Raw genomic sequence first — 25972 nt, forward strand, 5'->3', positions numbered from 1 at the left:
ACCGTGGTCCGCAGATTGTCTGACAATCCTGGGCGGCGAGCGCACCAGGAGATCCCGCACCCGAAGGAGGCCCGCATGACCAGCACGTTCCAGCCGACGATCGAGACCGGTTCCGCCAGCACCACCCCGGCTCCGGCCACACCCGCGGCGGTCGACCGGGCCGAGGCGCGGACGGCGCACAACTACCACCCGCTGCCGGTCGTGATCGAGCACGCGGAGGGCGCCTGGATGACCGACGTCGACGGGCGCCGGTTCCTCGACCTGCTGGCCGGCTACTCCGCCCTCAACTTCGGACACTCCAACCCCCGACTGGTCGAGGCGGCCCGCGCCCAGCTGGGCCAGCTCACCCTGACCAGCCGCGCCTTCATCCACGACCGCTTCGCCGACTTCTGCGCCGAGCTCGGCGACCTGTGCGGCAAGGACCTGGTGCTGCCGATGAACACCGGCGCCGAGGCCGTCGAGACCGCGATCAAGGTGGCCCGCAAGTGGGGATACGACGTCAAGGGCGTCCCCGCCGACGCGGCCCGGATCATCGTCGCCTCCGGCAACTTCCACGGCCGCACCACCACGATCGTCGGATTCTCCGACGACCCCGACGCCCGTGACGGCTTCGGGCCGTTCGCCCCCGGCTTCGACACCGTTCCGTACGGCGACCTGGCCGCCCTCGAGGCCGCCATCACCCCGGAGACCGTGGCCGTGCTGATCGAGCCGATCCAGGGCGAGGGCGGCGTCGTCCTCCCGCCCGACGGCTACCTGCGCGGCGTGCGGGCGGCCTGCACCGCGAACAACGTGCTCTTCGCCGCCGACGAGATCCAGGCCGGTCTGGGCCGGACCGGGCGGACCTTCGCGTGCGACCACGAGGGCGTCGTACCGGACCTGTATGTGCTGGGGAAGGCGCTCGGCGGCGGCATCGTGCCGGTCTCGGCCGTGGTCGGTGACCGCGACGTGCTCGGCGTGCTCGCGCCGGGCCAGCACGGCTCCACCTTCGGCGGCAACCCGCTCGCCTGCGCGGTCGGCACCGAGGTGGTGCGGATGCTCGCCGGCGGCGAGTTCCAGGCCCGGGCGGCCGAGCTCGGCGACCTGATGCGCGAGCGCCTCGAGGCGCTGCTCGGCCACGGCCTGGTCGGCGTGCGGGTGCGCGGACTGTGGGCCGGCATCGACATCGACCCGGCCCTCGGCACCGGGCGGGAGATCTGCGAGCGGCTGATGGCGCGCGGCGTCCTCGCCAAGGACACCCACGGCTCGACGATCCGGTTCGCCCCGCCGCTGGTGATCGAGCCCGCGGACCTCGCCTGGGGCCTGGACCAGCTGGCCGACGTCCTCGCCGAAGCGCGCTGAGGCGCAAGGCGACGAGACGAAGAGGCTCAGCCGGCCACGGCGACCAGCGCGGGGAGCGCGTCGGTGACCAGCCGGACGATCCCCGCGCGGTCGATCCCGCGGGGATCGGCGCACCAGTCGAGCACCGCCTCCTCGGCGTACGCCGACCAGGCGCGCACCACCAGCCGGGTGGCCGGGGTGTCCGGGATCAGGTCCCCGGCGGTGTCGTCGCGGAAGATCCGGTCGGTGAGCGCCAGCCGGGCGTCGTCGTAGATCCGGCGCAGCGCCTCGTTCCCGCCGGCGGCGGCCCGGACCAGCGATCGGTAGCCCTGCTCGTTGGCGACCACGTAGTCGACGTACGCGGTCATCGAGCGCTGCAGCCGGGCCAGCGGGTCGGGGTCGTCGATCGGGGCCGTCTGCACGACGAGGTCGTCGGCGGCGCGCTGCACGACCGCCTCGTAGAAGCCCTGCTTGCTGCCGAAGTAGTGGTAGAGCAGGCCGCGGGAGACGCCGGCGACCTCGGCCAGCCGATCGATCGAGATCTCCTCGATCGAGCCGCTGCTGAACAGCTCGACGCCCAGGCCCAGCAGCTGCTCGCGCCGCTGCTCCGGGGTGAGCCGGGTGCGGGGCGCCGGCGTGTGCGCGGTCACGGGCCGCACTCTATTGACGTTTGTTCAATAGCGCCAGTAGCGTCGCGGCGAGGTCGACACCCGACGAAGGAGAACGTGACCGCATGAAGACTCTGAACGACAAGGTCGTCGTGATCACCGGCGCCGGATCGGGGATCGGCCGGGCGCTCGCCCTCGACTGCGCCCGCCGGGGCTCGCGACTCGCCCTCTCCGACGTCGACGAGGCCGGACTGGCCGAGACCGCGGCGCTGGCGCGCGACGCCGGCGCCCGCGAGGTCCACACCGCCGCCCTCGACGTCGCCGACCGGGCCGCGTTCACCGCGTACGCCGCCGCGGTCGTCGCCCACTTCGGCCGGGTGAACGTGGTCGTCAACAACGCCGGCGTCGCGCTGGCCGGCGACTTCGTCGACCTCGCCTACGAGGACCTCGACTGGATCGTCGGCATCAACTTCTGGGGCGTCGTGCACGGCACCAAGGAGTTCCTGCCGCACCTGATCGCCTCCGGCGACGGGCACCTGGTCAACCTCTCCTCGCTCTTCGGCCTCCTCGCGATGCCCGGTCAGAGCGCCTACAACGCGACCAAGTTCGCGGTGCGCGGCTTCACCGAGGCCGTCCGCGAGGAGATGCTCATCGCCGGCCACCCGGTCGGGGTCACCGCGGTCCACCCGGGCGGCATCAAGACCGCGATCGCCCGCAGCGCCCGGGTCTCGGACAAGGAGGACCAGGCCGCGACCGCCAAGCTGTTCGACGAGAAGCTCGCCAAGATGACCCCGGAGCGGGCAGCCGAGATCATCGTCCGCGGCATCCTGCGCGACCAGGCCCGAGTGCTGGTGGGCATGGACGCCCACGCCCTGCACCACTTCCAGAAGCTGACCGGCTCGCGCTACCAGGACATCGTCGCCAAGGTCTCGGCCAAGGTGATGCCCGCCAAGGTCGTCTGAGGACGCCGCGGCGCTCGACCGCCCCGGCTACCCGGCCTCGGCGCGGCTCCCCCGCCGGCGCTCCCGGCGCTCGCGGCGGGGCCGCAACGGCCGGTTGCGGGTGACGCCGACCATCCGCGGTCCGGCCAGCCGGCTCGGCATCTTGCGGGCCTCCCGGGCCACCGGCTGGGCGACGTACTCACCCAGGATCACGCCGGCGGCGAGGGCGATCGCGACCGAGGCCGCGGTGACCATCGCGAGCAGGCCCTCGGCAGCCGACCGGTTGGTCTGCTCGCCCAGCAGCGACAGTCCGCGGTAGATCGAGAGTCCCGGCAGCAGCGGGACCACCGCGGGCACCACCACGACCAGGACCGGCACCCGCAGCCGGCCCGCGATCGCGAAGCTCAGCAGACCGACGGTGAAGGCGGCGACGCCGACCGCCCAGGTGCGGCCGAAGGTGTTCAGCTCGATGGTGGTGGTGATCGCCAGCGCGAGGCCGGCCAGCAGGCCCACCGGTGCCATGGTGCGCTTGGGCGCATAGCTGGCGTAGGCGAACGCGGCGGCCGCGATCGCGGCGCCGAACGCGCTGACGCCGACGCCGGCCAGGGAGACCTGGGCCGGCTCCAGCGCAGGGAGCTCCAGGCCGATGCTCGAGGCCACGCTGATCCCGCCGCCGACCCCGGCGATGATGCCGGCGGTGGCCAGCACCGCCTCGAGGAGACGGGCACTCCCGGTGACGAAGAAGCCGGACAGGGCGTCCTGGATCGCGCCCATGAAGCCGATCCCGGCGAGCAGCATGATGATGTTCGCGGTGACCACCAGCGAGGCGTCCAGAGCGGTCCACATCTCCGCGACCCGGGTGGTCAGCGCGGCCAGCAGGGTGGCCAGCGCGCCGCCGGCGATCTGCTGGTAGAAGAGCGGCAACCGGCGCCGGGTCATCGAGTGCTGGAGGCGGTCGATGGCGACCGCGGCGAGCAGCGCCGCGAGCACCACGGTCGCCGAGCCGCCCAGCATGACGCCGATGCCGGCGCACATCACGCCGTAGCCGAGGGTGGCCGCCCAGCGGGGGCGGGCGTGGCCGGAGGAGACGATCCGGGCGACCTGCGCGCGGGCCTCGGCCAGGTCGATCCGGTCCGCGATCACGTCACGCACCAGGTGGTCGACCTTGGTGAGGTCCTCGTAGTCGATCTCGCGCTGGGTGACCTGGCGGATCTGGAAGACCGGCGGGTCGTCGCTGTCCGCCTGCGCGGTCATCGCGAGCGAGGTGAAGGTGACGTCGATCTGCGGGTTGCGCAGGCCCAGCGCGAGCGCGACCGCCCGCATCGTGGCGGTGACGTCAGCGGCTCCCGCGCCGGAGGAGAGCAGCACCTCGCCGACCCTGAGACACAGGTCCAGGGTCTGGGCGATCTGCCGTGATTCGGTCACGTCGCCGATGGTCGCACTCACCCTGACGGCGCACGAAAGTCCGACCGGCGCTCCGGGCCGCCAGGGGCCCGAACGTGCGCAGAATCACCGCGCCGGCGGGGGAAGTGCGTCGGTCGCCTCCAGCTGGCCCATCCCGGTGACCATCAGCAGGTCCACCACGATGGACCGGATCTGGGCCAGTACGGCGTCCCCGGTCAGCTCGCTGGTCCGCTCCACGAGTCCGGAGGCCTGACCGACCGCGAGCAGCTCGTCGCGGGCAGCGGTCGCCATCCGGTTCTCGGCCAGCTCGTCGGCCACCGCCTCGACCGCGAGCGCCAGGTCGGCGGCCAGGTCGGCATAGGCACTGGGCAGCGGGCGACGACGATAGGCGGCCACCCCGACCTGCCGCACCAGCACGCGCGTGCTGCGCAGGGCGCGGTCCAGCGGCTCCACCAGCTCGGCCATCTGCCGCACCGGCCCCTTGTGCCGGCGCCGGAACGGCGAGGAGGTCACCACCGACATCCCCTCGCTGGCCGCCTCGTTGAGCTCGCTGATCATCCGGTCGGTGGCCCGGGCGTCCGCGAGCAGCTCCAGGGCCGGGTCGATCTCGCCGTCGACCATCACGTGGCTCGCCGCCCGCAGCAGGCCGGCGATCTTGCGAGCCACGGCAGCCGCCTGCTCCCGCGGCCGCCGCAGCGCCGCCGCCGGTACGACGGTCGCCGCGACCAGTGCGACCGACCCGCCGATCACGGCGTCGGTCCAGCGGGTCAGGGCGGCGCCGGGGTCGGGCAGCAGCGTGGCCACCACGATCGACTGCACGGCGGCCTGGGTGACGAAGAGGATGCCCGCGTCCAGGAGCAGGGCGGTGGACATCGCCAGCGCCACCACCAGCGTCAGCTGCCAGCCGCCGGTGCCGATCCAGGCGACCAGGACATCGGCCACGAAGACCCCGATCGCCACCCCCAGGGTCACCTCGACGACGCGTCGCAGCCGCTGCCCGTAGGAGGTGCCGAGCGAGACCACCGCGGCGATCGGCGCGAAGAACGGGGTGGTGTGGCCGAACAGGTCGGCGGCGACGAACCAGGCGATGCCGGCGGCCACGGCACACTGGGCGACCGCCCACCACTTGCTGCGCAGCCGAGCGACCCGCTGCCGCATCGAGAGCCGTCCACGTGCCCACATCCGGTCCAGCGGCGCGTCCACGCGACGATCCTCCCACGTGAAGAGCCGCGGCGGACTGCACGCCGGGCCCTCGGTGTGGAAGCCTTCGGTTGTGCGGATCGACTTCCACGCCTCCCCTCCCCGACGCTCGGCGTCGAGTGGGAGCTCGCGCTGGTGGACCGTCGTACCCGCGACCTGCGCAACGAGGCCGCCCACCTCTTCGCCCGGGCCAAGGCCCGGATGCCCGATCCGCACCGGCTGCACAAGGAGCTGCTGAAGAACACCGTCGAGGTGGTCACCGACGTGTGCCGCACCGTGCCGGAGGCGATGGCCGACCTGCAGCGCACGCTCTCCTACGTGGTGCCGGCCTGCGACGAGCTCGACCTGGACCTGTACGGCGCCGGCACGCACCCGTTCGCCTCCTGGACCGGGCAGCAGCTGACCGAGGGCGTGCGCTACGCCGAGCTGATCAACCGGACCCAGTGGTGGGGACGCCAGATGCTGATCTGGGGCGTGCACGTCCACGTCGGGATGCCGGCCAGGGAGCGGGTGCTGCCGGTGCTCTCCGCGCTGCTCGCCTACTACCCGCACCTGCAGGCGCTGTCGGCCTCCTCGCCGATCTGGGCGGGCGTCGACACCGGCTACGCCTCCAACCGCGCGCTGATGTTCCAGCAGCTGCCGACCGCCGGCCTGCCGTTCCAGTTCCAGCGGTGGGAGGAGTTCGAGTCGTTCGCGCACGACCAGCTGACCACCGGGGTGATCGACGACCTCAGCGAGATCCGCTGGGACGTCCGCCCGGCGCCGCACCACGGGACACTGGAGACGCGGGTCTGCGACGGGGTCTCCAGCGTGGCGGACATGGCCGCGCTGGTCGCGCTGACCCACTGTCTGGTGGTCTGGCTCGACGAGCGCGCGGCGGCCGGCGAGAGGCTGCCCACGATGCCGCCGTGGCACGTGCAGGAGAACAAGTGGCGGGCGGCGCGCTACGGCGTGGACGCCATCGTGATCCTCGATGCCGCCTCGACCGAACGACTGGTCACCGAGGACCTCGCCGACCTGGTGCCGCGGCTGATGCCGGTCGCGGAGCGGCTCGGCTGTGCGGCGGAGCTGGCCTCCGTCCTCGACATCCTGGACCGCGGCCCGTCGTACATGCGGCAGCGCCGGGTGGCCGAGGCGTCCGGCGGGGACCTGGTGGCGGTGGTCGACTCGGTGGTGCAGGAGCTGCGGACCGGGCTGACCTGACCCGCTGAGGGGGGCCGTGGGCGGGCCGGCGGTGGGTACTTGTCAGCCGAAACCCGCACGACACGCCGAGCGGGGCCGGCGTGTCGCGCGGGTTTCACCGGCTGACCGGGGAAACCCGCACCCGCTCACTCCGGCGCGGTCATCTCCAGCCGCACCCCCAGCAGCCGCACCGCCCGATCCTGCTCCACCCGGGCCAGCAGCGCGACGGCCTCGGCGGCGAGCAGGTCGGGGTCGTCGCTCGCCGCCGCCAGCTTGTGGCTGCGGGTGAGGGTGAAGAAGTTGGTGTAGCGCACCTTGATCTCCACCCGCACGGCCGGCCGGCCCTCCGCGTGGATGTCCTCGACCACCCGGCGCGCGATCCGGTCGACCTCGGTGGCGACCTCGGCCCAGTCGGTCAGGTCGTCCTGGAACGTCTCCTCCCGCCCGTGCCCGCGGGCCACCCACGGCGTCGGGTCGACCGGGCTGGGGTCGACCCCGCGACCGAGCCGGCGCAGCCAGGGACCGGTGGTGGGGCCGAAGGCGGCGGCGAGTCGGTGCGGGTCCGCCCGGGCCAGGTCCTCGACGGTGTGCACCTCGATCGCGGCGAGGCGCTGCGCGATCTTGGCCCCGACCCCCCACAGCGCCCGGGTCGGGCGGTCGCCCATCACCGGGAACCAGGTCTCGTCGCTGAGCCGGTGCACCCCGGGCCCCTCGATCCGCCCCTCCCCCGGCGCCCCGGGCCGCGGCTTGGCGAAGCCGGTGGCGAGCTTGGCCTGCAGCTTGTTGTCACCGATGCCGACGCAGCAGGTCAGCCGCTCGGCCTCCAGCACGCGGGCGCGGATCCGGGCCGCGACCTCCTCGGCGGCCTCGGTCCCCGCGCTCGCTCCGGGGTCGGCGCCGACGAACGCCTCGTCCCAGCCGAGCACCTGGACCACCACCGGGCGCCCGCCCCACTGCACCGACCGGATGGCGTCGAAGACCCGGGCCGACACCTCTTCGTAGGCGGCGAAGTCGACGGGGAGGAAGACCGCGTCGGGACACTTGCGCGCGGCCACCCGCAGCGGGGTGCCGGAGCCGACACCGTAGGCCCGGGCCTCGTACGACGCCGTCGACACCACGCCGCGGAGGCTGGGATCGCCCCGGCCACCGACCACCACCGGGCGCCCGGCCAGGGACGGGTCGCGCAGCATCTCGACCGCGGCGAGGAACTGGTCGAGGTCCACATGGAGGACCGGCGGGGTGGGCCTGCTCGGGCCCACCCCGCCGGTCATGGTCACTCCTCGCGCCGGTCGGCGCTCAGAACAGGTAGAGGTCGCAGTAGTCGTCGGGGCACCGCGGCAGCGAACCCCAGGCCGCGCCCTCGCCGAACGTGCCCTCGTCGGACAGCGAGACCGTCATGTCGCTGAACCGCTTGCCCTCGAAGGGCTTGTAGACGTAGATCAGGTCGTCGTCGCCGTCACCGTCCACATCGCTGAGGGCCGCCGCCGAGAGGGTCGCCTCGCCGATCTGCACGGTGCTGGAGCTGGCCGCGTCGTCCACGAACCGGCCCTCCAGGAACTCCATCACGCCGATCGCGAGCCCGCCGGAGTAGTCCAGCTCGAGCTCGAGGACCACGTCCTTCTCCCCGCCGAGGTCGGCGACGAGCAGCGGGTTGGAGCCCGGGTAGCGCTCCGAGGGGGTGACCCCGCCGGTCTCGAAGGTGTCGCCGCCCGAGGTCAGCTGGGTGAAGCCCATGTCGATGTCGCTGACGTACGCCTCGCGGTAGTCCTTGGGCTTCAGCTTCTCCGCGACGGTGTGCACCATCAGGTCGTCGTCCCCGTCGCCGTCGAAGTCACCGGGCCACACCATGAGCTCGTCGATCAGCGCGTTCGGCACCGTCGCCCACAGCGTCGGTGCGGAGAAGGTGCCGTCGCCGGCACCGAGCATCACGTAGGACTCGACGACCTTGTCCTGCTGGCCGAAGACCACCACGTCGGCGTTGCCGTCGCCGTCGAAGTCACCGCTCTCCACGACCGGGTCCATGTAGTCGCCGTACTCCGAGAGCGAGCGGAACGGGATCTTCACGCCCTTCGAGCCGGGCAGGCCGTCGCTGGAGCGCAGCGCGAAGCTGTTGGTGCCCGCCGAGTAGTCGTAGCTCAGCTCCTCCAGCGCTCCGTCGTTGTTCCAGTCGACGTAGAGCGTGCTGTCCTGGTCGGTGTCGGGGTTGCCGACGTACTCGTTGGTCGCGAAGGTCTCCCCGTCGCTGATGCCCTCGACGACCTGGACGCGGTCGTAGTCGAGCTGGACGTTCGCGAGGACGTCACCGAGGCCGTCGCCGTCGAGGTCGCCGGTCACCACCGCGCCCGGTCCCTCGTCGCCGCCGTCGTCACCGCCGTCGTCGCCGTCACCCTCGCCTGCTCCGTCGCCGTCACCCGAGCCGGCCGAGGTGTCGTCCCCGGACCACGGCTGGGTCACCGCGAGCGTGACGCCGCCACCGACGATCAGCACCAGGACCACGGCCAGCACCAGCCAGAGCCAGAGCTTGCTCTTCTTGGGCGGGGCGCCGTAGCCGCCCGGGCCTCCCGGATAGCCGGGTCCGCCGGGACCCTGCTGGTAGCCGCCGGGTGCGGGCTGGGCGCCCGGGAACCCGGTCGGCGGGCCGGGGATCTGGCCGTAGCCGCCGGCGGGCTGCTGCCCGCTCGGCCCGAACCCGCCCGGCGGGTAGCCGCTCGGGGGCGGGCCGCCGGGTGCCGCGCCCGGCGGGGGCCGGCGGGTGCACCGGGAGCGGGGGTGGACCCGGCGCTCGGCGGGCCGTAGGGCGAAGGGGCCTGGGGAGAGGGAGTCTGGGGCCAGGCGCCGGGGCGCTGGCCGCTGGCGGCAGGACCGGACGGCGGCTGCTGCGAGGTACGCCGACGGTCGTCGGTCCAGGCCGCCCCGTCCCAACGACGCTCCCAGCCCTCACCGTCGGGATACCACCCGGGAGGCGTGGAGTAGTTGTTGTTCACGTCGTTTCCTTTCCAGTCCTGCACGGAGGCCGATCCGCCCGCGATCCGGGGCCGAGGGCCGGCGCCGCTCCAACGACTCGCGGGTGCCGAGGTCCCGCCCGCCGCGAAGCAAGCACGGGGAGACCCATCACCAGAAATCGCTCCGCGGAAACCTTATCCGCGGTGGCGGCCGACCACACCGTCGCTGCACAGCCTGGACCGGGAGGACGGACCGCTTGTGACCGTCGTCACGGCGCGGGAGGATCGCCTCCCCGCCCTCGAGCTCCGAAAGGCGTCGCCGTGGTCTCCGTGCCTGCGATCCGCCCCGTCGATCCGACCGCCACCGGCTTCCTGCTGGCCGAGAATCGCAGCCAGCCGATGCACGTCGGTGGACTGCAGCTCTACGAGAACCCGGCCGACGCCGGCCCCGACTACACCCGCGAGATCTTCTCGACGATGCACGAGACCCCGGCGATCGCGCCGCTCTTCCTGCGCCACCCGCACCGCTCGCTGCGGACCGGCGGCGCACTGGTCTGGCGGGAGGACGAGCAGTTCGACATCGAGCACCACGTCCGGCACAGCGCGCTGCCGCACCCGGGCCGGATCCGGGAGCTGCTGGAGCTGTGCGGGCGGCTGCACTCCACCCGGCTGGCCTGGGACCGGCCGCTGTGGGAGATGCACGTGATCGAGGGTCTTGCCGACGGCAGGGTCGCGCTCTACACGAAGATCCATCACGGCCTGGTCGACGGCGTCTCGGCGATGCGGCTCCTGGCCAGCGTGCTGACCACCGACCCCGACCGCACCGGCATGCCGGCACCGTTCGCCGAGGGCGCCGGGCTGCTCCCGCCCAGCACCCCTGCCGAGACCCCGGCCCGGCGACGGCGGCCGTCGCCCGCACCCTCGCCGACCTCCCCGGCGATGCGTGGCGCACGGCGCTGGGCATCAGCGCCGAGGCCGCGGGGATGCCGCTCGCGCTCGCCCGCACCCTCAACAAGGGACTGCGCAACGAGACCTCGGCGGTCTCCCTGGCCGCGCCTCGCACCATCTTGAACCAGCGGATCACCGGTGCCCGCCGCTTCGCAGCGCAGGACTGGCCGGTCGAGCGTCTGCGCGCGATCGGCAGCGCGACCGGCACCACCATCAACGACGTGGTGCTGGCGATGTGCAGCGGAGCGATGCGCACCTATCTGGGCGAGCTGGACGCCCTGCCCGACACCTCGATGGTCGCGATGGTGCCGGTCGGCCTGAAGGCCAAGCAGGCCGGCCACGCCTCCGCGGAGGGCGGCAACGCGCTCGGGTCGGTGATGGTCCGGCTGGCCACCGACCGTGCGGACCCGGCCGACCGGCTGACCACGATCAGCCGGTCGATGCGCGACGGCAAGGAGGCCCTCTCCTCGATGACCCCGACCCAGATCCTGGCGATGAGCGCGATCGGCATGGCGCCCTCGATCGTGGTGCCGATGCTGCAGCTCGAGGGGATCGTGCGGCCGCCGTTCAACCTGGTCATTTCGAACGTGCCGGGGCCGAGCACCACGCACTACTGGAACCGGGCCAAGCTGGTCGGGAACTACCCCCTCTCGATCCCGATCCACGGCATGGCGCTGAACATCACCTGCACCAGCTATGACGGCAAGATGGGCTTCGGGCTGACCGGCTGCCGGCGTACGGTGCCGAGCCTGCAGCGGCTGCTGACCTTCCTCGACGAGGAGGTGACCGCGCTGGAGGTGGCGGCGGGGATCGACTGACGCCGATCAGGCCGACGGAGCGTCGGAGGGGAGCTCGGCGAACCCGCCACCGACGCCCTCGGCGACCGCCCGCAGTCGAGCGCGGGTGATCGCGGCGACGTCCGCGTAGCCGGCTCGTGCCGCGTTGCTGCCTGTCCGGGTGGGCTCCGCGGAGTTGACCGACACGCAGGTACGACGACCGCCGTCGGCCGCGTTCGCCAGCGCCACCGCGTGACCGGTGGTGCCGCTGCCGGCGAAGAAGTCCAGCACCCGGGCATCGTCGGGCATCGTCTCCAGCAGCCGGCGCAGCAGTCCGGTCGGCTTCGGCGACTCGAAGACCGGACCCAGGATCGCCTTCAGCTCCGCGACCGCGGTGTCGGTCGACCCGACCTCCTCGGCCAGCCAGATCGTGCTGAGCTTCTTGCGGCGGTGGCCGTGCGGCGGGTGCAGCCAGTCGCGCTGGTAGACGTCGACCCGCTCACCGCGGGTGCCGCGCACCAGGCGGCACTCGAGGTCGTCGGGGCGCTCCTCGATCCGTGGCGCCGACCAGCGCCACACCGCCGGCCGCCCGTCGCCGAAGACGGGCTCGATCCGGCTCGCACCGTCGAACGGCGCGGTGGCGACCCGACCGGAGACGGGGTCGCCCCAGACCGGGAAGTGCAGGGTGGGCGCGGTCAACGGGTTGAACTTCTTGTTGGTGTTGCGCAGCGGCAGCCGACGATAGCGCCGGCCGTCGGGCGCGGCCAGCGGGAAGTCCGCCTCCCGCACGGTGGTGCGGGAGGACGCGTCGAGCACGCAGTCGCGCAGCTCGCGGGCGTAGACCAGCAGGTACTCGTGCGAGGTGGCGAAGCCACGGCCGAGCTGGCGGCCCTTGGGGTTGAGGTTGACCACGACCTGGCCGAGCAGGTTGGTCTCGCCGAAGATCTCGTCGAGCAGCAGGCGGAGGTGGGCGACCTCGTTGTCGTCGATGCTGATCGCCAGCGCCCCGCGCCGGTCGAGGACTCGGTGCGCCTGCTCCAGCCGCGGACGCATCATCGCGGTCCAGGCCGCGTGCCGCCCGGACCGGCCGGTGCCGCGGTCGCCGCGGAAGTCGTCGCGGTAGGCGAACTCGTTGCCGGTGTTGTAGGGCGGGTCGATGTAGATCAGGTCGAACGAGCCCTCCGGGAGGAGGCGCAGCACCTCGAGGTTGTCGCCTTCGACGAAGGTGTTCCACGGTGCCGGCACGGCCCCATCCTCGCCGACGCGGGGCCGCGGCGGACGGCGCTTGCGTCAGTCCGGGTCGGGAGGCTCGATGCTCCGGGTGGCACCGGGCTCGACGGGCAGCAGCCCGGCGGGCACCTCGACCACCGCGACGGAGGTCTCCGGGGCCTCGCACACCGCGGCGTCGGGCGCCGGCTCGGCGGACACCTCGAGACGACCGTCCACCCGCTCGACGACGACCTCCGTCGGGGTGCCGCACCCGACCCGCACCACCGCGGCGGCGAGTACGTCGCCCTCGGCGACGGTCGCCCCCTCGACCACGGCGGTGACCTCGTCGGCAAGCACGTCCCCGGCGTCACCGGACGGGTCGCCGCCCCGCAGCAGCGCCGCGTAGCGCAGCAGCGACGGCGAGTCGGGCAGCGGCGTCGGGCTGGTGCTGACCTTCCCGCCGGCCCCGGTCACGGTGACCACCTCGACCAGCCGGTGCTCGACCGGTCCGTCGTGGTCGGTCGGTGTCCCGCTGCCGGCGTCCCGCGGGTCGGGGTCCTGCTCCGCACCGCACGCGGCCAGGACGGCTCCGGCCGTCCCCAGGGCGGTGGCGGTGAGGGTGGCGGCGAGGGCGCGTCGGACTCCGGCGCGACCGCCGGGCCGGATGCCGTGCCGTCGCTGCCGCCGCTGCTCCCGCTCTCCTCGTGGCATGCCCCTTCGACGCTACCCGCGCGGCCGCGGTTCCCCGGCGTGCGGCAGGGTGGCCGGGTGGCACGCCGTACCTTCTCCCGGGCCGAGCTGGAGTCCTTCCGCGACGTGGCGGTCCCCGACCTCCTGCCGAACCGACCCGGCCAGCGGCTGCGGCTGCTCTTCGTCGGGATCAACCCGGGACTGTGGACGGCGGCGACCGGCACCCACTTCGCGCACCCGGGCAACCGTTTCTACCCGGCCCTGCTGGCCGGCGGCGTGATCACCACCCCGATCGATCCCGCCGACGGGATGGACGACGCACAGCGGGACCTGCTGCGCGAACGCGGCATCGGGATCACCAACATCGTGCACCGGGCCACCGCGAAGGCCTCCGAGCTGGACGCCGAGGAGCTGCGCGCCGGCGGCGCCGCGCTCACCGCGCTGGTGGAGCGGGAGCGGCCCGGCGTGGTCGCGGTCGCCGGGATCACGGCGTACCGCACCGCGTTCGGGCGGCGTACGGCGACGCCGGGGCGCCAGCCCGAGCCGCTGGGCGGCTCCGAGCTGTGGGTGGTGCCGAATCCGAGCGGGCTGAACGCCCACGAGACGGTCGCCTCGCTGGCCCGCGCCTACGCCGAGGTCGGGAGCGCCGCCGGCCTGCTCTGACGCCGGCGCCACGTTCCCCGCGGACGAGACGCGGCGCTCAGTCGCGTGCGGCCGCCCCGACCACCAGCGGCACCAGTCCGGTCGGGGTGCCGGGCATCGGCAGCCGTTCGACGTCGACCAGCCGGAACGACGAGCGCTCCAACAGGCCCAGGAAGTCCCGGTTCGGGTGACAGCCGTCGGCGACCAGCCGCTGCACGGGGGTGATCACCTCGTGCAGGACGCGGTGGACGCCGGTGCCGCGCACGTGCTCGTGGAAGAGGAGCTCGCCGCCCGGCCGCAGCACCCGGTGCGCCTCGGCGAGCGCCACCTCCGGGGCTGGCAGCGAGCAGAAGAGCAGCGAGGCGGCGACGGTGTCGAAGGTCGCGTCGGCGAACGGCAGCGCCGCCGCGTCACCGTCCACGATCTCCCACCGCGGCGCCCGGATCCGGGAGGTCACCCGCTGCAGGTCCGCGCGCAGCCGCGGGTTGGGCTCGAGCATCACCAGGTCGGTGACGGTGGTCGGGTGGTGCGGCACCGAGAATCCGTTGCCGGTGCCGAGGTCCAGGGTGCGTCCGCGGGCCCGCGCCAGGTGCCGCTCGCGCAACGCGGACTGTCCCGCGTCCTCGAACCGCTGCCCGGACGAGGGGTACCAGCGCGCGAAGAACCGCTGCCGGCGGGTGCCGTGATCGTGCCGGTCGCCAGCCATGGCACCGATGATGGCACCCGCGAACGACCGCGGTCAGCCGGAGCGGCCCGCGTCGCGCTGGGCGAGCACCTCGTCGACGAGTTCCTCCACGCTCCGGGCGACGTCCAGTACGACGCCGCGCTCGTCGTCCCCGAGCGGCTCGAGCGCCGCGAACTGGGAGTCGAGCAGTCCAGCCGGCATGAAGTGGCCGGGGCGGTCGGCCTGCCGCCGGGCGATCACCTCCCGGCTGCCGTCGAGGTGGACGAAGATCGCCTTCCGGGCGTGGTCGCGGAGCTGGTCGCGGTAGGAGCGCTTGAGCGCGGAGCAGCTCACCACGCCACCGGTGGCGGTGTGGCCGGCCAGCCACCGGCCGACCGCGGCGAGCCAGGGCCTGCGGTCCTCGTCGTCGAGCGGGGTACCGGCACTCATCTTGGCGATGTTGGCGGCGGGGTGGAGGTCGTCGGCGTCGGTGAACGGGACGCAGAGACGCTGCGCGAGGGCGGCTCCGACGGTCGACTTGCCCGACCCGGAGACGCCCATCACGACCAGGAGCGGGTGCTGCTCGGACATGGAGACCTCCGGGCGGGTCGGGGCCGCGACCTGCACGACCGGGGTGGCTGCGCTACTCGTCCTCGGAGATCACGTCTCCGTCGACGTCGGTGGTCACCCGCAGGTAGTCGTCACCGGAGCTGACCGTCATGTCGTAGGTGATCTCGCCGGTCTCGTCGTCGGCCTCGATGGTGACGGTGTAGTAGTCGGGATCGTCGGCGTCCTCGACCAGCCGCTCGGCAACGGTCTCCAGCGCCGCGGTGTCGATGGCGTCGAGGTCGATCGGGCGCGGGCGGCCGAACCGGGCGGCGTCGGCGTCGCGGCGCACCCGGATCGTGTAGCCGTCCAGGTAGTCGGTGCTGCTGTAGGTCCACAGCTCGTCGCTGGTCCGGTCGTAGTACTCGACGTCGACGCTGCTCTCGCCGATCCGCACCGAGATCGGGCTGCCCTGGATGTCGGTGTGTGCCTCCTCGGCTTCCTCGATCACGCTCGTCAGCGTGTCGGCCTGGAGGAAGGTCGTGTCGATCTCGGGCTCGTCGGAGCCGCCGTCCCCGTCGCCGTCGACGGCCGCGGCGATGCCGATCACGGCCAGGGTCAGCAGCACCGCTCCCCCACCCAGGTAGGCACCGCGGCGCCTGCCCGAGGACCCGGACCTGGCGTCCGAGCGCGGCTTCGCCGCTGCCCCGCTCTTCGTGCTCGGGGACTTCGTGCTCGGGGACTTCGTGCTCGCGGACCCGCCGGCGGCCTTGGGAGAGGGCTTCGCCCCCGACGTCTGGCCCTCCTCGTCGCGCGGGTCGCCGGGTCGGCGGTATCGCCGCCAGGTCGGGGAGCCGCTGCCGCCGGAGTCGTTCGCCACGGCCCGCATCGTACAAAGCCGTGGCGGCTCAGCCTGGAATCAGCCCCGGGTCCACGTGCTCAGTCGACGATCGCCTCGTCGACGATCTTGCCGTCGAGGTCGGCGCGGAGGACCAGGCTGGTGTCGTCGGCCTGGCTGACCACGTCGGAGATCTGCACCTGCTCGGCCACGGGGTCGTGGACCACGATCACGCCGTACCAGCGCGGGTCGGTGGCGCGTTCCAGCCCCTGCGCCGAGACCGTCACCAGCACGGAGGGCCGGAGGAGGTCGAGATCGAACAGCTCCTCCCGCGCCGGGCGGGGTGAGGGCTCCCGGACGCGGACGGTGTAGCCCGGCTCGTAGGAGTTCGCCGACAGCTCGACCGTCCGGTCCGCCCGGGGGTCGTAGAAGTCGACCGTGGTCCGGTCGGGCGAGAGGTGGACCTCGGCCACGGAGAGGCCCCGCACTTCGGGAGCGGCCGCGAACTCGGTGAGGGTCGTGGTGAGCTCGTCGGGGTCGAGCGGCTCGGGAGGCGGTGCCGGGGCGGGCGGCGCACTGGTCGTGGGAGCCAGGTCCGGACCGTCGGAGTCGTCGGCGGTGAGCAGGACGGCGCCGCCGAGGACGCCGACCACCAACGCCACCACGAAGACCGCGCCGAACAGGATCGTCGACACGCTGAGTCCCGACTCGGCGGGAAGGGCGTCCCGGGCGCCGGCAGCGGGGGTGGCGTCCGGGTCCGTGGCGTCGGCCCGGTCGACGTACCTGCCCGCCTCGTCACGACGCCGCCGGTCGGGTCGGTACCGCGACCAGCGTGGTGTCGGGGCGCTCACCGCTCCACGACGTCGCCGTCGGCGTCGGTGACCTCCACGACGTCGTCCCCGCCGCCGTCGGAGACGTCCGCACGGATCCGCAGCTCACCGGAGTCGAGGTCGGCCTTCGCACTGACCTGATAGCTGTAGGGCTCCTCGCTCTCCTCGATGGCGCCCTCGCCGACCTCGACGAAGACGGCAGGGTCCAGGTCCTCCAGCGGCAGCGGGCGCGGTCGATAGTCCTCGAAGTAGTTGTCCTCGACCTGGACCTGGTAGCCGGCCGGGTCGTACGCGTCCTTCTCGAAGGTGCGCACCTGGTCGCGGTTCGGGTCGTAGTAGGTGATGGTCAGCCCGTACTCGTCGACGCTCAGCTCCACCGGCGTCGCCCCCTTGACCGCGGCGGCGGACGACTCGGCCTCCTCGATCGCCGTGGTGATCAGGCCGTCGTCGAGGAACTCGGTGTCCAGGTCGCCGAAGCCCGAACCCGAACTGGAGTCGGAGTCACCGCCGCTGGTGGCCGCCCCGACCACCCCGATGGTGACCGGTACGCCGATCACGGTGGCCACCACCAGGGCGGTGATCACCCCGCTCCGGTCCGACTTCTTCGCGGCGGACCTGTTCGACCTGCTGCCCGACGTGCTGCCCGACGTGCTGCCCGACGTGCTGCTCGGTCGGGGCTTCGCCCTGGCCGAGTACTGGTGGACCTTCGACTCCCGCGCGGACCCGCCCGGCGCGGCGATCTCGTTGCCGTCCTCGTCCCGGGGGTCGCCCGGCCGGCGGTAGCGGCGCCACTCCTGCGCGCCGTCGCCTCCGTACCGCCCGTTCCCGTCCCGGTCCGGCGACCTGCCCGTCATGGCCGGAATCGTACGGAACGCGGGCCGGCCGGCCCCGACCGCCTGACGGTCGCGCGCGGATCCGCGGCCGGCGGGCGCCGTAGGCTCCGTTCGTGAACCAGCCGCCCGCCACCACCCCGCGTCGCGCGTGGCTGGTGTGGGGCATCGCCCTGGCGATCTACGTGCTGGCGGTCTTCCACCGCACCAGCCTCGCGGTGGCCGGCCTGGAGGCCACCGAGCGGTTCGGGCTGACCGCGAGCCAGCTGAGCTCCTTCACGATGCTCCAGCTGCTGGTCTACGCGGGGATGCAGATCCCGGTCGGGCTGCTGGTCGACCGGTTCGGAGCGCGCTCCGTGCTGACCGTGGGCGTCACCGTGGTCAGCCTCGCGCAGGCCTGGTTCGCGCTCGCCTCCTCCTACCCCGAGGCGCTGACCGCGCGGCTCTTCGTCGGGATGGGCGACGCGATGACCTTCATCTGCGTGCTGCGCCTGGTCAGCAGCTGGTTCGCGCCACGTCGCATCCCGCTGGTGGTGCAGCTGACCGGCAGCACCGGTCAGATCGGCGCGATCGCCGCGGCGGTGCCGATGACCTGGGCGCTGCGCGAGCTCGGCTGGAGCGGGGCCTACCTGGTGGCCGCCGCGATCGGACCGGTCCTGCTCGCGCTGCTCCTGCTGTTCGTCGACGACAGCCCGGTGCAGCGGCACCTCACCGGCCAGCCGATGTCGCGACGGGTGCTCGTCGGCAGCCTGCGCGCCTCGTGGTCCCAGCCCGGGACCCGACTCGGTTTCTGGGTCCACTTCGCGACCCCGTTCAGCGGCCACGTGCTCGCCCTGCTGTGGGGCTTCCCGTTCCTGGTGGTCAGCGAGGGCGTCTCGGCCACCACCGCCGGACTGCTGCTCAGCCTGATCGTGGTGGCGACCGTGTCGTCGGGTCCGCTGTTGGGCTGGCTGGTCGGCCGGCACCCGTGGCACCGCTCGACCACCGCGCTGATCGCGGTCGCCGTCACCGCCCTCACCTGGACCGCCGTCCTGGCCTGGCCCGGCACGGCACCGCTGTGGCTGCTCGCCCTGCTCATGGTGGTGTGCGGGTCGGCGGGGCCGGTCTCGATGATCGGGTTCGACGTCGCCCGCACCTCGAACCCGCCCGAACGCCTGGCCAGCGCCAGCGGGATCATCAACCAGGGCGGCTTCATCGCCGCACTGGTCGCGGTCCTCGGCATCGGCATCGTGCTGGACGCGATGACCCCCAGCGGCTCCAGCGCCTACACCCCGGCCGCGTTCCACGCCGCGATGTCCGTGCAGTACGTCCTCTGGGCACTGGGCGCGGCGCAGATCTGGCGCTACCGGCGGCGGGTACGTCGCCTGCTGCCGCGCGCGGTGGTGGAGGGCGGCAGCACGATGATCGCCTGACGTCGCAGCACGCCGTGGTGGGCTGGCGCCGGCGGTGCACGGGCGCCGGCTGACAGGGTTGAACCGATTCATGGCAGGCTCCACGGACAGCGAGACGAGGAGGCGCCGATGTCGCTGCAGATGCAGGCGGTCGGGCTCTACATGCGGGCCACCAGCAAGCGGACGTTCACCGACCCCGCCGGCGGCAGTCGGATGTTGGCCATGCCGAAACGACGGCCCGACCCGGCGCCGCGCACGATGCGCGGGCTGACCGTGCGCCAGGAGGAGGTCCAGGGCTTCCCGGTGCACTCGGTCACCCGCGAGGGCCTGGAGGACTTCGACCTCCCGACGCTGATCTACGTGCACGGCGGCTCCTTCTGCAAGGCGATCGCCCCACAGCACTGGCAGCTCGTCGCGCAGGTCGCCCGCGAGCTCGACGTGACCGTGCAGGTGCCGCTCTACGGACTGGCCCCCGACCACCACGCCGCCGAGGCCCGCTCCCTGCTCGCGACACTGGTCGACCGGGTCGAGGCCGACCGGCGGGCGTCGTACCTGATGGGCGACTCGGCGGGCGGGAACCTCGCGCTGGTCGCGGCCCAGCAGGCGGTGGCGCGGGGCGTCACCGGCCTGCAGGGCGCCACCCTGATCGCACCGTGGCTGGACCTGACCCTGTCCAACCCCGAGGTCGACGCGATGGAGGACGACGACCCGTGGCTGGCGAGGGCCGCGCTGCCCGAGGTGGCCCGCTCCTGGGCCGACGGAACGCCGCTGGACGACCCGTCGGTCAGCCCGTTGTTCGGGTCGTTCGAGGGGCTGCCGCCGGTCGACCTGTGGATCGGGGAACGCGACATCTGCCTGCCCGACTGCCAGCTGCTGCGCGACGCGCTGGCCGAGGTCGGCACGGTCTACTACCACCAGGGTCCGGGTGCGTTGCACGTCTTCCCCCTGCTCCCCGCCCCCGAGGGCAAGCGGGCGCGCACGGAGTTGATCGCACACGTACGACGCGCACTCGCCGCCTGAGCGCGCGGTCCGGCTCCGGGGTCAACGGGGTGCGGCGGGGGCGCGCGGGCTGCGCCGGTAGGCGGAGACGGTCGGGTCGTCGGTGATCCAGAAGCGCCACGGGACGTCGGCGGCCTTCGAGACGCCGACGCGCGGACCGGCCGCGATCCGGGGCGGCGATGTCGCCGGCTCCCCCAGGTGCACCGCCGCGGCCGGATCGAGCAGGTCGGTGCCCTTGTCGGCCAGGCTGATCCCGAGCGCCTGAGCCAGGTTGCCGGGGCCGCGGGCCAGCCGCGCCTCGGGCACCCCGCCCCGCCGGGCTCGGGCGCGTGCGTGGCCCTCGATCACCTCGCCGGAGCGGACCAGCACCGCCGCTCCCTGCTCGGTCGGTCCGGTCACCACGTTGGCGCAGTGGTGGATCCCGTAGGAGCGGTAGACGTAGAGCCGCCACGGCGGCCCGTACATGATCTCCGAGCGTGCGGTGCGGGTGTAGGCGTGCGAAGCGGGGTCCGACTGGCCGCCGTAGGCCTCCACCTCGGTGATCCGCACCGTCACCCCGTGGCCGGCGAGGTGGCGGCCGAGCAGGGAGCGGGCCGCCTCCACGACGTCGACGGTGGTCGGTTCGGAGCGCATGTGGCGATTCTCGCCGACCCGGACGGCGTGTCGGTCACCCGGTGCGGATACCGTCGGCACCGATGGACAGCCACACCGAGCAGCCCGACGCGGCCGCCGACCCGCTCGCCCGGCTCATCGAGAGCCTCACCGATGCCGAGTACGTCGTGGAGCAGCCCCTCCCCGGCGTGCTCCGGGTGGAGGGCCGGTTCTCCAACACCGAGCGCATCGCGCTGCAGGCGGCCGCGGACGCGGCTCGACCGGTGGCGATCTGGGCGGTCAGCCACCGCAACGACTGGACCCTGGTGGCGTGGAACAGGCCCGAGCTGGTCTGCATCACCCAGCGCGGAGAGGCGCCCCAGCGGTGGCGGCACCGCCAGCTGCCGGCCCAGCTGCGGCCCGACGCGCAGACCTTCCTCGAGGGCGCTGCCTCCGCCTTCGACATCGTCACCCGGCCCAAGCACCGTCCGACCGACGCGGCCCGTGAGGTGCTGGGCGGGTTCGGCATCACCGACGCGGCGCCCCCGGGATGGGTGCCGCCGGTGGTCGAGGCACCCCCGGTGGTGCAGACCACGGTGCCTGCCGAGACCAACCGGCCCCGGCGCGCAGCGGCACCGAAGGCGGCCAAGCCCAAGCCGGCCGCCAAGCCGGAGCCGGTGACCCCGGTCTGCCCGACCTGCTTCATGGCGCTCCCCGCGACCGGCATCTGCGACAACTGCGGCTGACTCTGCCCTGCGCGTAGGGCCGAGCCGGCGTGGGCCGGCCACACCCTGGCGGTGCGACCGGCCGCACGAGGTCAGCGCCGCGGGATGCGGAACCGCACCGCCTTCTTCGACGCCTCGAACGCCTCGGATCCGCGGTACTGCACGACGAGCGCATAGCGGTGCCCCGGCCGCAGCATCTTCTTCGCCCGGCGCTCGGGGAGCTGGACCACGACCGCGCCACCGGAGGGGAGGCTGCGCACCGTCGAGAAGATCGCGCGCTGCTGCCCCACCCGTTGCAGAGTGAACTCCACCCTCCCGGCCACCCGGTCCGATCCTCCCGCGTCCGCGGCGACCACGCCGCGCAGGACGACCGTCCCGTTGCGCCGGACCAGGGTCGACGCCGTGGTCGTGGTGCCGGTGAGCTCGGTCGGGTCGGTCGGCTCGGTCGGGTCGGTCGGGTCGGTCGGGTCGGTCGGGTCGGTCGGGTCGGTCGGGTCGGTCGGGTCCGTCGGGTCGGTGCCGTCGGAGACCTTGATGGTGGCGAGGGTGGCGTCCTGGCCGCTGCTCAGCGAGCAGGTCAGCTCGAAGGCGTCCGGCGTGCCGGACCCGTCGGCGTTCTTGTAGAGGTTCATGGTGACCGCCTCCTGACCGGCGCTCACCACGATCTCCTCGCCGTCCGCGCCGGCGGTGATCGGGCCGATCCGACCGGTGCCGGCCAGGCTCATGTCACCGGTCGAGGGCACCGCGGAGGTCGGAATCTGGACGGTGGTCCGGCGCGCCTCGCCGGCGACCGTCAGGTCGGCGACGATCCGGCCGCCCATCGCCTTGGTCCCGTAGAACTGCTGCATCGTGTCGACCAGGTTGCGCGGCACGCTGAGGGCGACGTCGAGCGCCGGGTCGACGGTCGTGCCGGGCGCGACCTGTCCGGGTGCCTTCACGTGGAAGGTGGCACCGAAGGTCTTCGCGCCGAGCACCGGCACCTGGCAGTCGTAGTCGAGGTCGACCGGGGTCGGGTCGGGATTGGTCGGACTGGTCGACCCTTCGCCGATCTCGATCACGTCGATGGTGCGGGCGGCGGCCTGCCCGCCGTCGACCGAGCACCGCTTCGCGGTGTGCGAGCCGAGGTCGATCGGCAGCGGCCCGAGGGCGCCGGCCAGGTCGAGCTCGATGGAGGCGATGGCGTCCGCCACGATGGTGACCGACCCACCCGCGACGGGGCCGGAGACGTCACCGAGGTTGCCGGTGGCGGTGACGGTCAGCGGCTTGCCGGTGTCCTTGCCCCAGCCGGTGCTGGCCTCGCCCACGCGCAGCTCGACGTCGCGGGCGACGCCGCCCACCACGAAGCTGGCGCTCGCGGTGCCGGTGACGGTCTGGGCACCGCGGAAGCGGATCCAGTCCGCCACCACCGTGGGCATGGTGATGCTCGCGGTGACCTTGGGCTTCGCGCTCGCACCGGCGGCCAGCTCGGCGGGCGCGTCGGTGTCCATGCTGATCCGGTAGCCGAAGTCGAGCGCGTCGATGCGGCAGGTGTAGCCGAGCTCGCCGGACGCTGCGGTGGCCGGCGTCGCGGCGGTCACCGCGCCGAGGCTGCCGAGCAGGACGGCCCCGAGCGCGCCGAGCGCCGTACGGGCTCTGCGGTGGACAAGTGCCATGGTGCGGGTTCCCCTCCCCTGTGTTTCCCGGCCGAGCAGGCGTCGGCCGGAGCGGGAAGCGCCCGATGCGCGTCCCGGGATCAGGGGGACCTGCCGTGCGCGGCCCGTTCGCACGGGCGCGGGACCTCCCGACATCCGTACGACGGTCTCCCCGGCTCGCACCGCGTCGACCTGTGCAGACGTGGCCGCACACGCCAGCCCTCCCTGTCGTCCGGACCGGCACCCTCCCGCGCCGACCGGACCCTCCGCGCTGAGGGAATCACATTCGCGAAAAAGAGAACAGGTTCCATTTTCGCCCGTTCTGCGCTAATGCACGCGACAGGGTGTCGCGGGACAAGAGCCCGACTGCAACAGGTTCTACTGTTGGCGCCATGGTCCACACCGCCGTCCGCTACGACTTCCGCGCGCCCGGCGCCACGCCCGCACAGCGTCAGGAGATCTACGCGCGCGCCCTGCAGCAGGCCACGTACGTCGACCGGCACGGCCACGACGCGTTGATGCTGAGCGAGCACCACGCCTCCGACGACGGCTACCTGCCGAGCCCCCTGGTGGTCGCCGGCGCCATGGTGGCCGCGACCTCGCGGATCCCGATCACCGTCTCGGCCCTGCTGGTCAACTTCTACGAGCCGCTCCGCCTCGCCGAGGACATCGCGGTGCTCGACCACCTCAGCGGCGGCCGCGTGGGCTACACGTTCGGACTGGGCTACCGGCCCGAGGAGTACGCGATGTACGGGCGCGACTGGTCGAGCCGGGGCAGGGACGTCGAGGACCGCATCGCGACCCTGCTGCGCGCCTGGACCGGCGAGGAGTTCGAGCACGAGGGTCGCCGGGTGCGCGTGCTGCCGACGCCGTACTCCCAGCCGCACCCCTTCCTCCTCTACGGCGGCGGCTCCGCGGCGGCCGCCCGGCGTGCGGCCCGGCTCGGGCTGAACTTCCAGCCGCAGCACGGCGACCCGGCGCTGAAGGAGACCTACCAGTCGGCCTGCCGCGCCGCCGGACGCGAGCCGGGACTGGTGCTCCGGGCGCCGAGCAGCGGCCCCGCCTACGTTTTCTGCGCCGACGACCCCGACGCCTTCTGGGAGCGGTACGGCGCCCACCTGCTGGCCGATGCGCTGGCCTACCAGGAGTGGCACGGCGAGGCGGCGTCGTACGTGGTCGACACCTCGCGGACGGTCGAGGAGATGCGCGCGGCCGGGACCTACCTGGTCGCGACCGCCGAGGAGGTGGTCCAGCGGTGCCGGTCCGGCGAGATCAGGCTGATCACCAGCCACCCGGCCTGCGGCGGCCTGCCGGCCGAGCCGTCCTGGGAGAGCCTGAGGCTGATCTCCGAGACGGTGCTCCCGGCCGTCAACGGCACCCCGCGCTGAACGGCTGGATCCGACCCCGTAGACAAGGGGGCATGCGAGCAATCGGAGTGACCGAGTACGGAGGACCCGAGGCGCTGCGGGAGGTCGACCTGCCGCAGGAGCCGCTCGGCCCGGGTCAGGTCCGGGTGCGGGTGCACGCCGCGGCCGTGAACCCGACGGACACCTACGTCGTCAATGGCTCCCGCAACCGCGCCGGAGTGCCCCGGGACGTCGCCGACGTGCCCGGGATGGACGTGGCGGGCGTGCTGGCCGAGGTCGGACCGGACGCCGGGACCGACCTGGTCGCGGGAGAGCGGGTGATGGCGGTGGTGGTGCCGCGAGGTCAGCACGGCGCCTACCGCGAGGACGTCGTGCTGCCGTCCGGATCGGTGGTACGGGCACCCGCGGACACCACGCACGCCGAGGCGGCGACCCTGCCGATGAACGGCCTGACCGCGCGGCTGGCCCTGGACTCGATGGGCCTGGCGCCGGGCGAGGTGCTGGCGGTGACCGGCGCGGCCGGCGCCTTCGGCGGCTATGTGATCGAGCTGGCCAAGGCCGACGGGCTGATCGTCGTGGCCGACGCCGCGGAGCGGGACGAGGAGCTGGTCCGCTCGCTGGGGGCCGACCACGTGGTGCGCCGCGGAGACGACGTCGCCGACCGGATCCGGGCGTTGTACCCCGACGGCGTCCACGGTCTGGCCGACGGAGCGGTGCAGGACGAGGCGGTCCTCCCGGCGGTCCGGGACGGCGGCGCCGTCGCCACCGTGCGGTTCTGGAAGGGCGACGGGCGTCGCGGCCTGCGGTTCCACCCGGTGCTGGTGGCCGAGGTCGCCGAGCGCCGCGACCTACTGGACCGGCTGCGGGAGCAGGCCGAGGCCGGGGTGCTGTCGCTGCGGGTGGCGGAGGTCCTCCCGGCGGAGCGGGCCGACGAGGCCCACCAGCGGCTGGCGGACGGCGGAGTGCGCGGACGGCTCGTCCTCGACTTCGGCTGAGCTTGGACAACCGGCTCAGATGCCGAGGTAGCGCCCCGGGCGGTGGTTGAGCGTGAGCACCAGGTTGAGCAGGGCGGCGCCGAGCGCGGAGAAGGCGACCACGACCGGGCCGGCGACCAGCAGTGCGCCGAGCACGACCAGCAGGTCCAGGGACATCTGCACGTTGCCGGCGCGCCAGCCGAGCTGCTCCTGGGCGATCAGCGCCACGATGTTGAAGCCGCCCACGCTCGAGCCGTGGCGGAACAGGATCAGCAGGCCGAGGCCGACGATCAGGTTGCCGACGACCGCCGCGTAGAGCGGGTCGACGCCGGAGAGATCGACCATCCGCGGGTGCACCTCGGAGAGCGCGGAGACCAGTCCGACCGAGATCAGGCTGCGCAGCGTGAAGCGCCACCCCTTGCGCCGCAGCGCGAGGACGAAGAACGGGAGGTTGATCACCGCGAACAGCACGCCGAACGGCACATCGACCGCGTAGGAGACCAGCAGCGCGAGGCCGGCGGTGCCGCCGGTGACCAGCTCGGCCTCCCGGAGCAGGAACAGCCCGAGCGAGACGACGATGGTGCCGCAGGCCACCGCGAAGGCGTCGTCGACCAGGGAGTGGGGTGGCCCGGCCGGCGGAGCGGACTCCTCGGCCCGCACCGCGGTCGCCGAACGTCCCGTGGTCCTCATCGGGGTCCATGATCCGGGACGACGCGAGCCTTCGCGG

26 protein-coding genes and 1 pseudogene are annotated in these 25972 nt (G+C 73.4%); 12 read left to right on the plus strand and 15 right to left on the minus strand.

Annotation, left to right across the window (positions count from 1 at the left end; all coding sequences use genetic code 11):
* Positions 1-75 precede the first annotated feature (75 nt).
* The gene (gene rocD / locus FIV43_RS12605) at positions 76-1338 is read left to right on the plus strand and encodes an ornithine--oxo-acid transaminase (RefSeq protein ID WP_141014412.1); all 1263 of its coding nucleotides are present in this window, start codon (positions 76-78) and stop codon (positions 1336-1338) included.
* 26 nt (positions 1339-1364) lie between these two features.
* Here rocD and FIV43_RS12610 read toward each other — a convergent pair whose 3' ends face one another.
* Complete coding sequence (locus FIV43_RS12610; protein ID WP_141014413.1) at positions 1365-1967, minus strand: TetR/AcrR family transcriptional regulator; 603 nt, start codon at positions 1965-1967, stop codon at positions 1365-1367.
* A gap of 83 nt (positions 1968-2050) precedes the next feature.
* On the opposite strand from FIV43_RS12610, the gene FIV43_RS12615 reads away from it, so the two are divergent.
* Complete coding sequence (locus FIV43_RS12615; RefSeq protein ID WP_141014414.1) at positions 2051-2887, plus strand: SDR family NAD(P)-dependent oxidoreductase; 837 nt, start codon at positions 2051-2053, stop codon at positions 2885-2887.
* A 27-nt stretch (positions 2888-2914) separates the two neighbouring features.
* On the opposite strand, the gene FIV43_RS12620 is transcribed toward FIV43_RS12615, so the two are convergent.
* Together FIV43_RS12620 and FIV43_RS12625 are read right to left on the minus strand one after the other, a co-directional pair.
* A complete protein-coding gene (locus FIV43_RS12620) occupies positions 2915-4291 on the minus strand; it encodes a threonine/serine exporter family protein (protein ID WP_141014415.1) in 1377 nt (458 codons plus the stop codon).
* Between the two features lie 84 nt (positions 4292-4375).
* Positions 4376-5473 carry an FUSC family protein gene (locus FIV43_RS12625; RefSeq protein WP_141014416.1) on the minus strand — a complete coding sequence of 366 codons (1098 nt, stop codon included), beginning with the start codon at positions 5471-5473 and terminating at the stop codon, positions 4376-4378.
* A 54-nt stretch (positions 5474-5527) separates the two neighbouring features.
* Between FIV43_RS12625 and FIV43_RS12630 the strand changes: the two genes are divergently transcribed.
* Positions 5528-6673: a glutamate--cysteine ligase gene (locus tag FIV43_RS12630; protein WP_141014417.1), complete on the plus strand. Its 1146-nt coding sequence runs from the start codon at positions 5528-5530 to the stop codon at positions 6671-6673.
* A 125-nt stretch (positions 6674-6798) separates the two neighbouring features.
* Here FIV43_RS12630 and FIV43_RS12635 read toward each other — a convergent pair whose 3' ends face one another.
* Positions 6799-7923: a DNA polymerase IV gene (locus FIV43_RS12635; protein ID WP_141014418.1), complete on the minus strand. Its 1125-nt coding sequence runs from the start codon at positions 7921-7923 to the stop codon at positions 6799-6801.
* A 25-nt stretch (positions 7924-7948) separates the two neighbouring features.
* Complete coding sequence (locus FIV43_RS12640; protein ID WP_141014419.1) at positions 7949-9574, minus strand: FG-GAP repeat domain-containing protein; 1626 nt, start codon at positions 9572-9574, stop codon at positions 7949-7951.
* A 419-nt stretch (positions 9575-9993) separates the two neighbouring features.
* Between FIV43_RS12640 and FIV43_RS23175 the strand changes: the two are divergent.
* Both FIV43_RS23175 and FIV43_RS23180 read left to right on the plus strand, forming a co-directional pair.
* Positions 9994-10362 (plus strand): annotated as a pseudogene (locus FIV43_RS23175) (wax ester/triacylglycerol synthase domain-containing protein); the annotation flags it as partial.
* Positions 10284-11360 carry a WS/DGAT domain-containing protein gene (locus FIV43_RS23180; RefSeq protein ID WP_269204012.1) on the plus strand — a complete coding sequence of 359 codons (1077 nt, stop codon included), beginning with the start codon at positions 10284-10286 and terminating at the stop codon, positions 11358-11360. The pseudogene FIV43_RS23175 and the gene FIV43_RS23180, both read left to right, overlap by 79 nt.
* Positions 11361-11366: 6 nt before the next feature.
* Here the strand turns inward: FIV43_RS23180 and FIV43_RS12650 are convergent, their stop codons facing one another.
* A complete protein-coding gene (locus tag FIV43_RS12650; protein WP_141014420.1) occupies positions 11367-12563 on the minus strand; it encodes a site-specific DNA-methyltransferase in 1197 nt (398 codons plus the stop codon).
* Positions 12564-12608: 45 nt separating this feature from the next.
* Positions 12609-13238 carry a hypothetical protein gene (locus tag FIV43_RS12655; protein ID WP_141014421.1) on the minus strand — a complete coding sequence of 210 codons (630 nt, stop codon included), beginning with the start codon at positions 13236-13238 and terminating at the stop codon, positions 12609-12611.
* A 57-nt stretch (positions 13239-13295) separates the two neighbouring features.
* Between FIV43_RS12655 and FIV43_RS12660 the strand changes: the two genes are divergently transcribed.
* On the plus strand, positions 13296-13880 hold the full coding sequence (locus FIV43_RS12660; protein WP_141014422.1) for a mismatch-specific DNA-glycosylase: 585 nt from the start codon (positions 13296-13298) through the stop codon (positions 13878-13880).
* Between the two features lie 37 nt (positions 13881-13917).
* On the opposite strand, the gene FIV43_RS12665 is transcribed toward FIV43_RS12660, so the two are convergent.
* From FIV43_RS12665 to FIV43_RS12685, 5 genes are read right to left on the minus strand one after another with little or no spacing between them, the layout of a single operon-like run.
* Positions 13918-14565, minus strand: a complete 648-nt coding sequence (locus FIV43_RS12665) for a class I SAM-dependent methyltransferase (RefSeq protein WP_141014423.1) — start codon at positions 14563-14565, stop codon at positions 13918-13920.
* Positions 14566-14598: 33 nt separating this feature from the next.
* Positions 14599-15114, minus strand: a complete 516-nt coding sequence (locus tag FIV43_RS12670) for a gluconokinase (RefSeq protein ID WP_196780778.1) — start codon at positions 15112-15114, stop codon at positions 14599-14601.
* 52 nt (positions 15115-15166) lie between these two features.
* Complete coding sequence (locus FIV43_RS12675; RefSeq protein WP_141014424.1) at positions 15167-15949, minus strand: hypothetical protein; 783 nt, start codon at positions 15947-15949, stop codon at positions 15167-15169.
* A 59-nt stretch (positions 15950-16008) separates the two neighbouring features.
* Positions 16009-16758 (minus strand): hypothetical protein, encoded by a 750-nt coding sequence (locus FIV43_RS12680; RefSeq protein WP_141014425.1) that lies wholly within the window; start codon positions 16756-16758, stop codon positions 16009-16011.
* Entirely contained in the window at positions 16755-17321 is a 567-nt protein-coding gene (locus FIV43_RS12685; protein ID WP_141014426.1) for a hypothetical protein, read from the minus strand. The genes FIV43_RS12680 and FIV43_RS12685 overlap by 4 nt, the downstream gene beginning before the upstream one ends.
* Between FIV43_RS12685 and FIV43_RS12690 the strand changes: the two genes are divergently transcribed.
* The 3 genes from FIV43_RS12690 to FIV43_RS12700 all read left to right on the plus strand — a co-directional run bounded on the left by FIV43_RS12690 (position 17314) and on the right by FIV43_RS12700 (position 19978).
* Complete coding sequence (locus tag FIV43_RS12690; RefSeq protein WP_141014427.1) at positions 17314-17520, plus strand: hypothetical protein; 207 nt, start codon at positions 17314-17316, stop codon at positions 17518-17520. The genes FIV43_RS12685 and FIV43_RS12690 overlap by 8 nt on opposite strands.
* Before the next feature lie 163 nt (positions 17521-17683).
* On the plus strand, positions 17684-18979 hold the full coding sequence (locus FIV43_RS12695) for an MFS transporter (RefSeq protein ID WP_231123199.1): 1296 nt from the start codon (positions 17684-17686) through the stop codon (positions 18977-18979).
* Positions 18980-19087: 108 nt separating this feature from the next.
* Positions 19088-19978, plus strand: coding sequence for an alpha/beta hydrolase fold domain-containing protein (locus FIV43_RS12700; RefSeq protein WP_141014428.1), 891 nt, complete (start codon positions 19088-19090; stop codon positions 19976-19978).
* A gap of 21 nt (positions 19979-19999) precedes the next feature.
* Here the strand turns inward: FIV43_RS12700 and FIV43_RS12705 are convergent, their stop codons facing one another.
* Complete coding sequence (locus FIV43_RS12705; RefSeq protein WP_141014429.1) at positions 20000-20590, minus strand: DNA-3-methyladenine glycosylase; 591 nt, start codon at positions 20588-20590, stop codon at positions 20000-20002.
* A gap of 62 nt (positions 20591-20652) precedes the next feature.
* Here FIV43_RS12705 and FIV43_RS12710 point away from each other — a divergent pair, with 62 nt between their 5' ends.
* Positions 20653-21294, plus strand: a complete 642-nt coding sequence (locus FIV43_RS12710) for a hypothetical protein (RefSeq protein WP_141014430.1) — start codon at positions 20653-20655, stop codon at positions 21292-21294.
* Positions 21295-21365: 71 nt separating this feature from the next.
* Here the strand turns inward: FIV43_RS12710 and FIV43_RS12715 are convergent, their stop codons facing one another.
* Positions 21366-22925 (minus strand): DUF6801 domain-containing protein, encoded by a 1560-nt coding sequence (locus tag FIV43_RS12715; RefSeq protein WP_141014431.1) that lies wholly within the window; start codon positions 22923-22925, stop codon positions 21366-21368.
* A gap of 371 nt (positions 22926-23296) precedes the next feature.
* Here FIV43_RS12715 and FIV43_RS12720 point away from each other — a divergent pair, with 371 nt between their 5' ends.
* Positions 23297-24292 (plus strand): LLM class flavin-dependent oxidoreductase, encoded by a 996-nt coding sequence (locus FIV43_RS12720; protein ID WP_141014432.1) that lies wholly within the window; start codon positions 23297-23299, stop codon positions 24290-24292.
* 32 nt (positions 24293-24324) lie between these two features.
* A complete protein-coding gene (locus tag FIV43_RS12725) occupies positions 24325-25266 on the plus strand; it encodes a quinone oxidoreductase family protein (protein WP_141014433.1) in 942 nt (313 codons plus the stop codon).
* Positions 25267-25281: 15 nt separating this feature from the next.
* Here the strand turns inward: FIV43_RS12725 and FIV43_RS12730 are convergent, their stop codons facing one another.
* Positions 25282-25935 (minus strand): YitT family protein, encoded by a 654-nt coding sequence (locus FIV43_RS12730; protein ID WP_141014434.1) that lies wholly within the window; start codon positions 25933-25935, stop codon positions 25282-25284.
* Between the last annotated feature and the right edge of the window lie 37 nt (positions 25936-25972).

It is taken from the genome of Nocardioides sambongensis, assembly GCF_006494815.1.
Lineage (GTDB): Bacteria > Actinomycetota > Actinomycetes > Propionibacteriales > Nocardioidaceae > Nocardioides > Nocardioides sambongensis.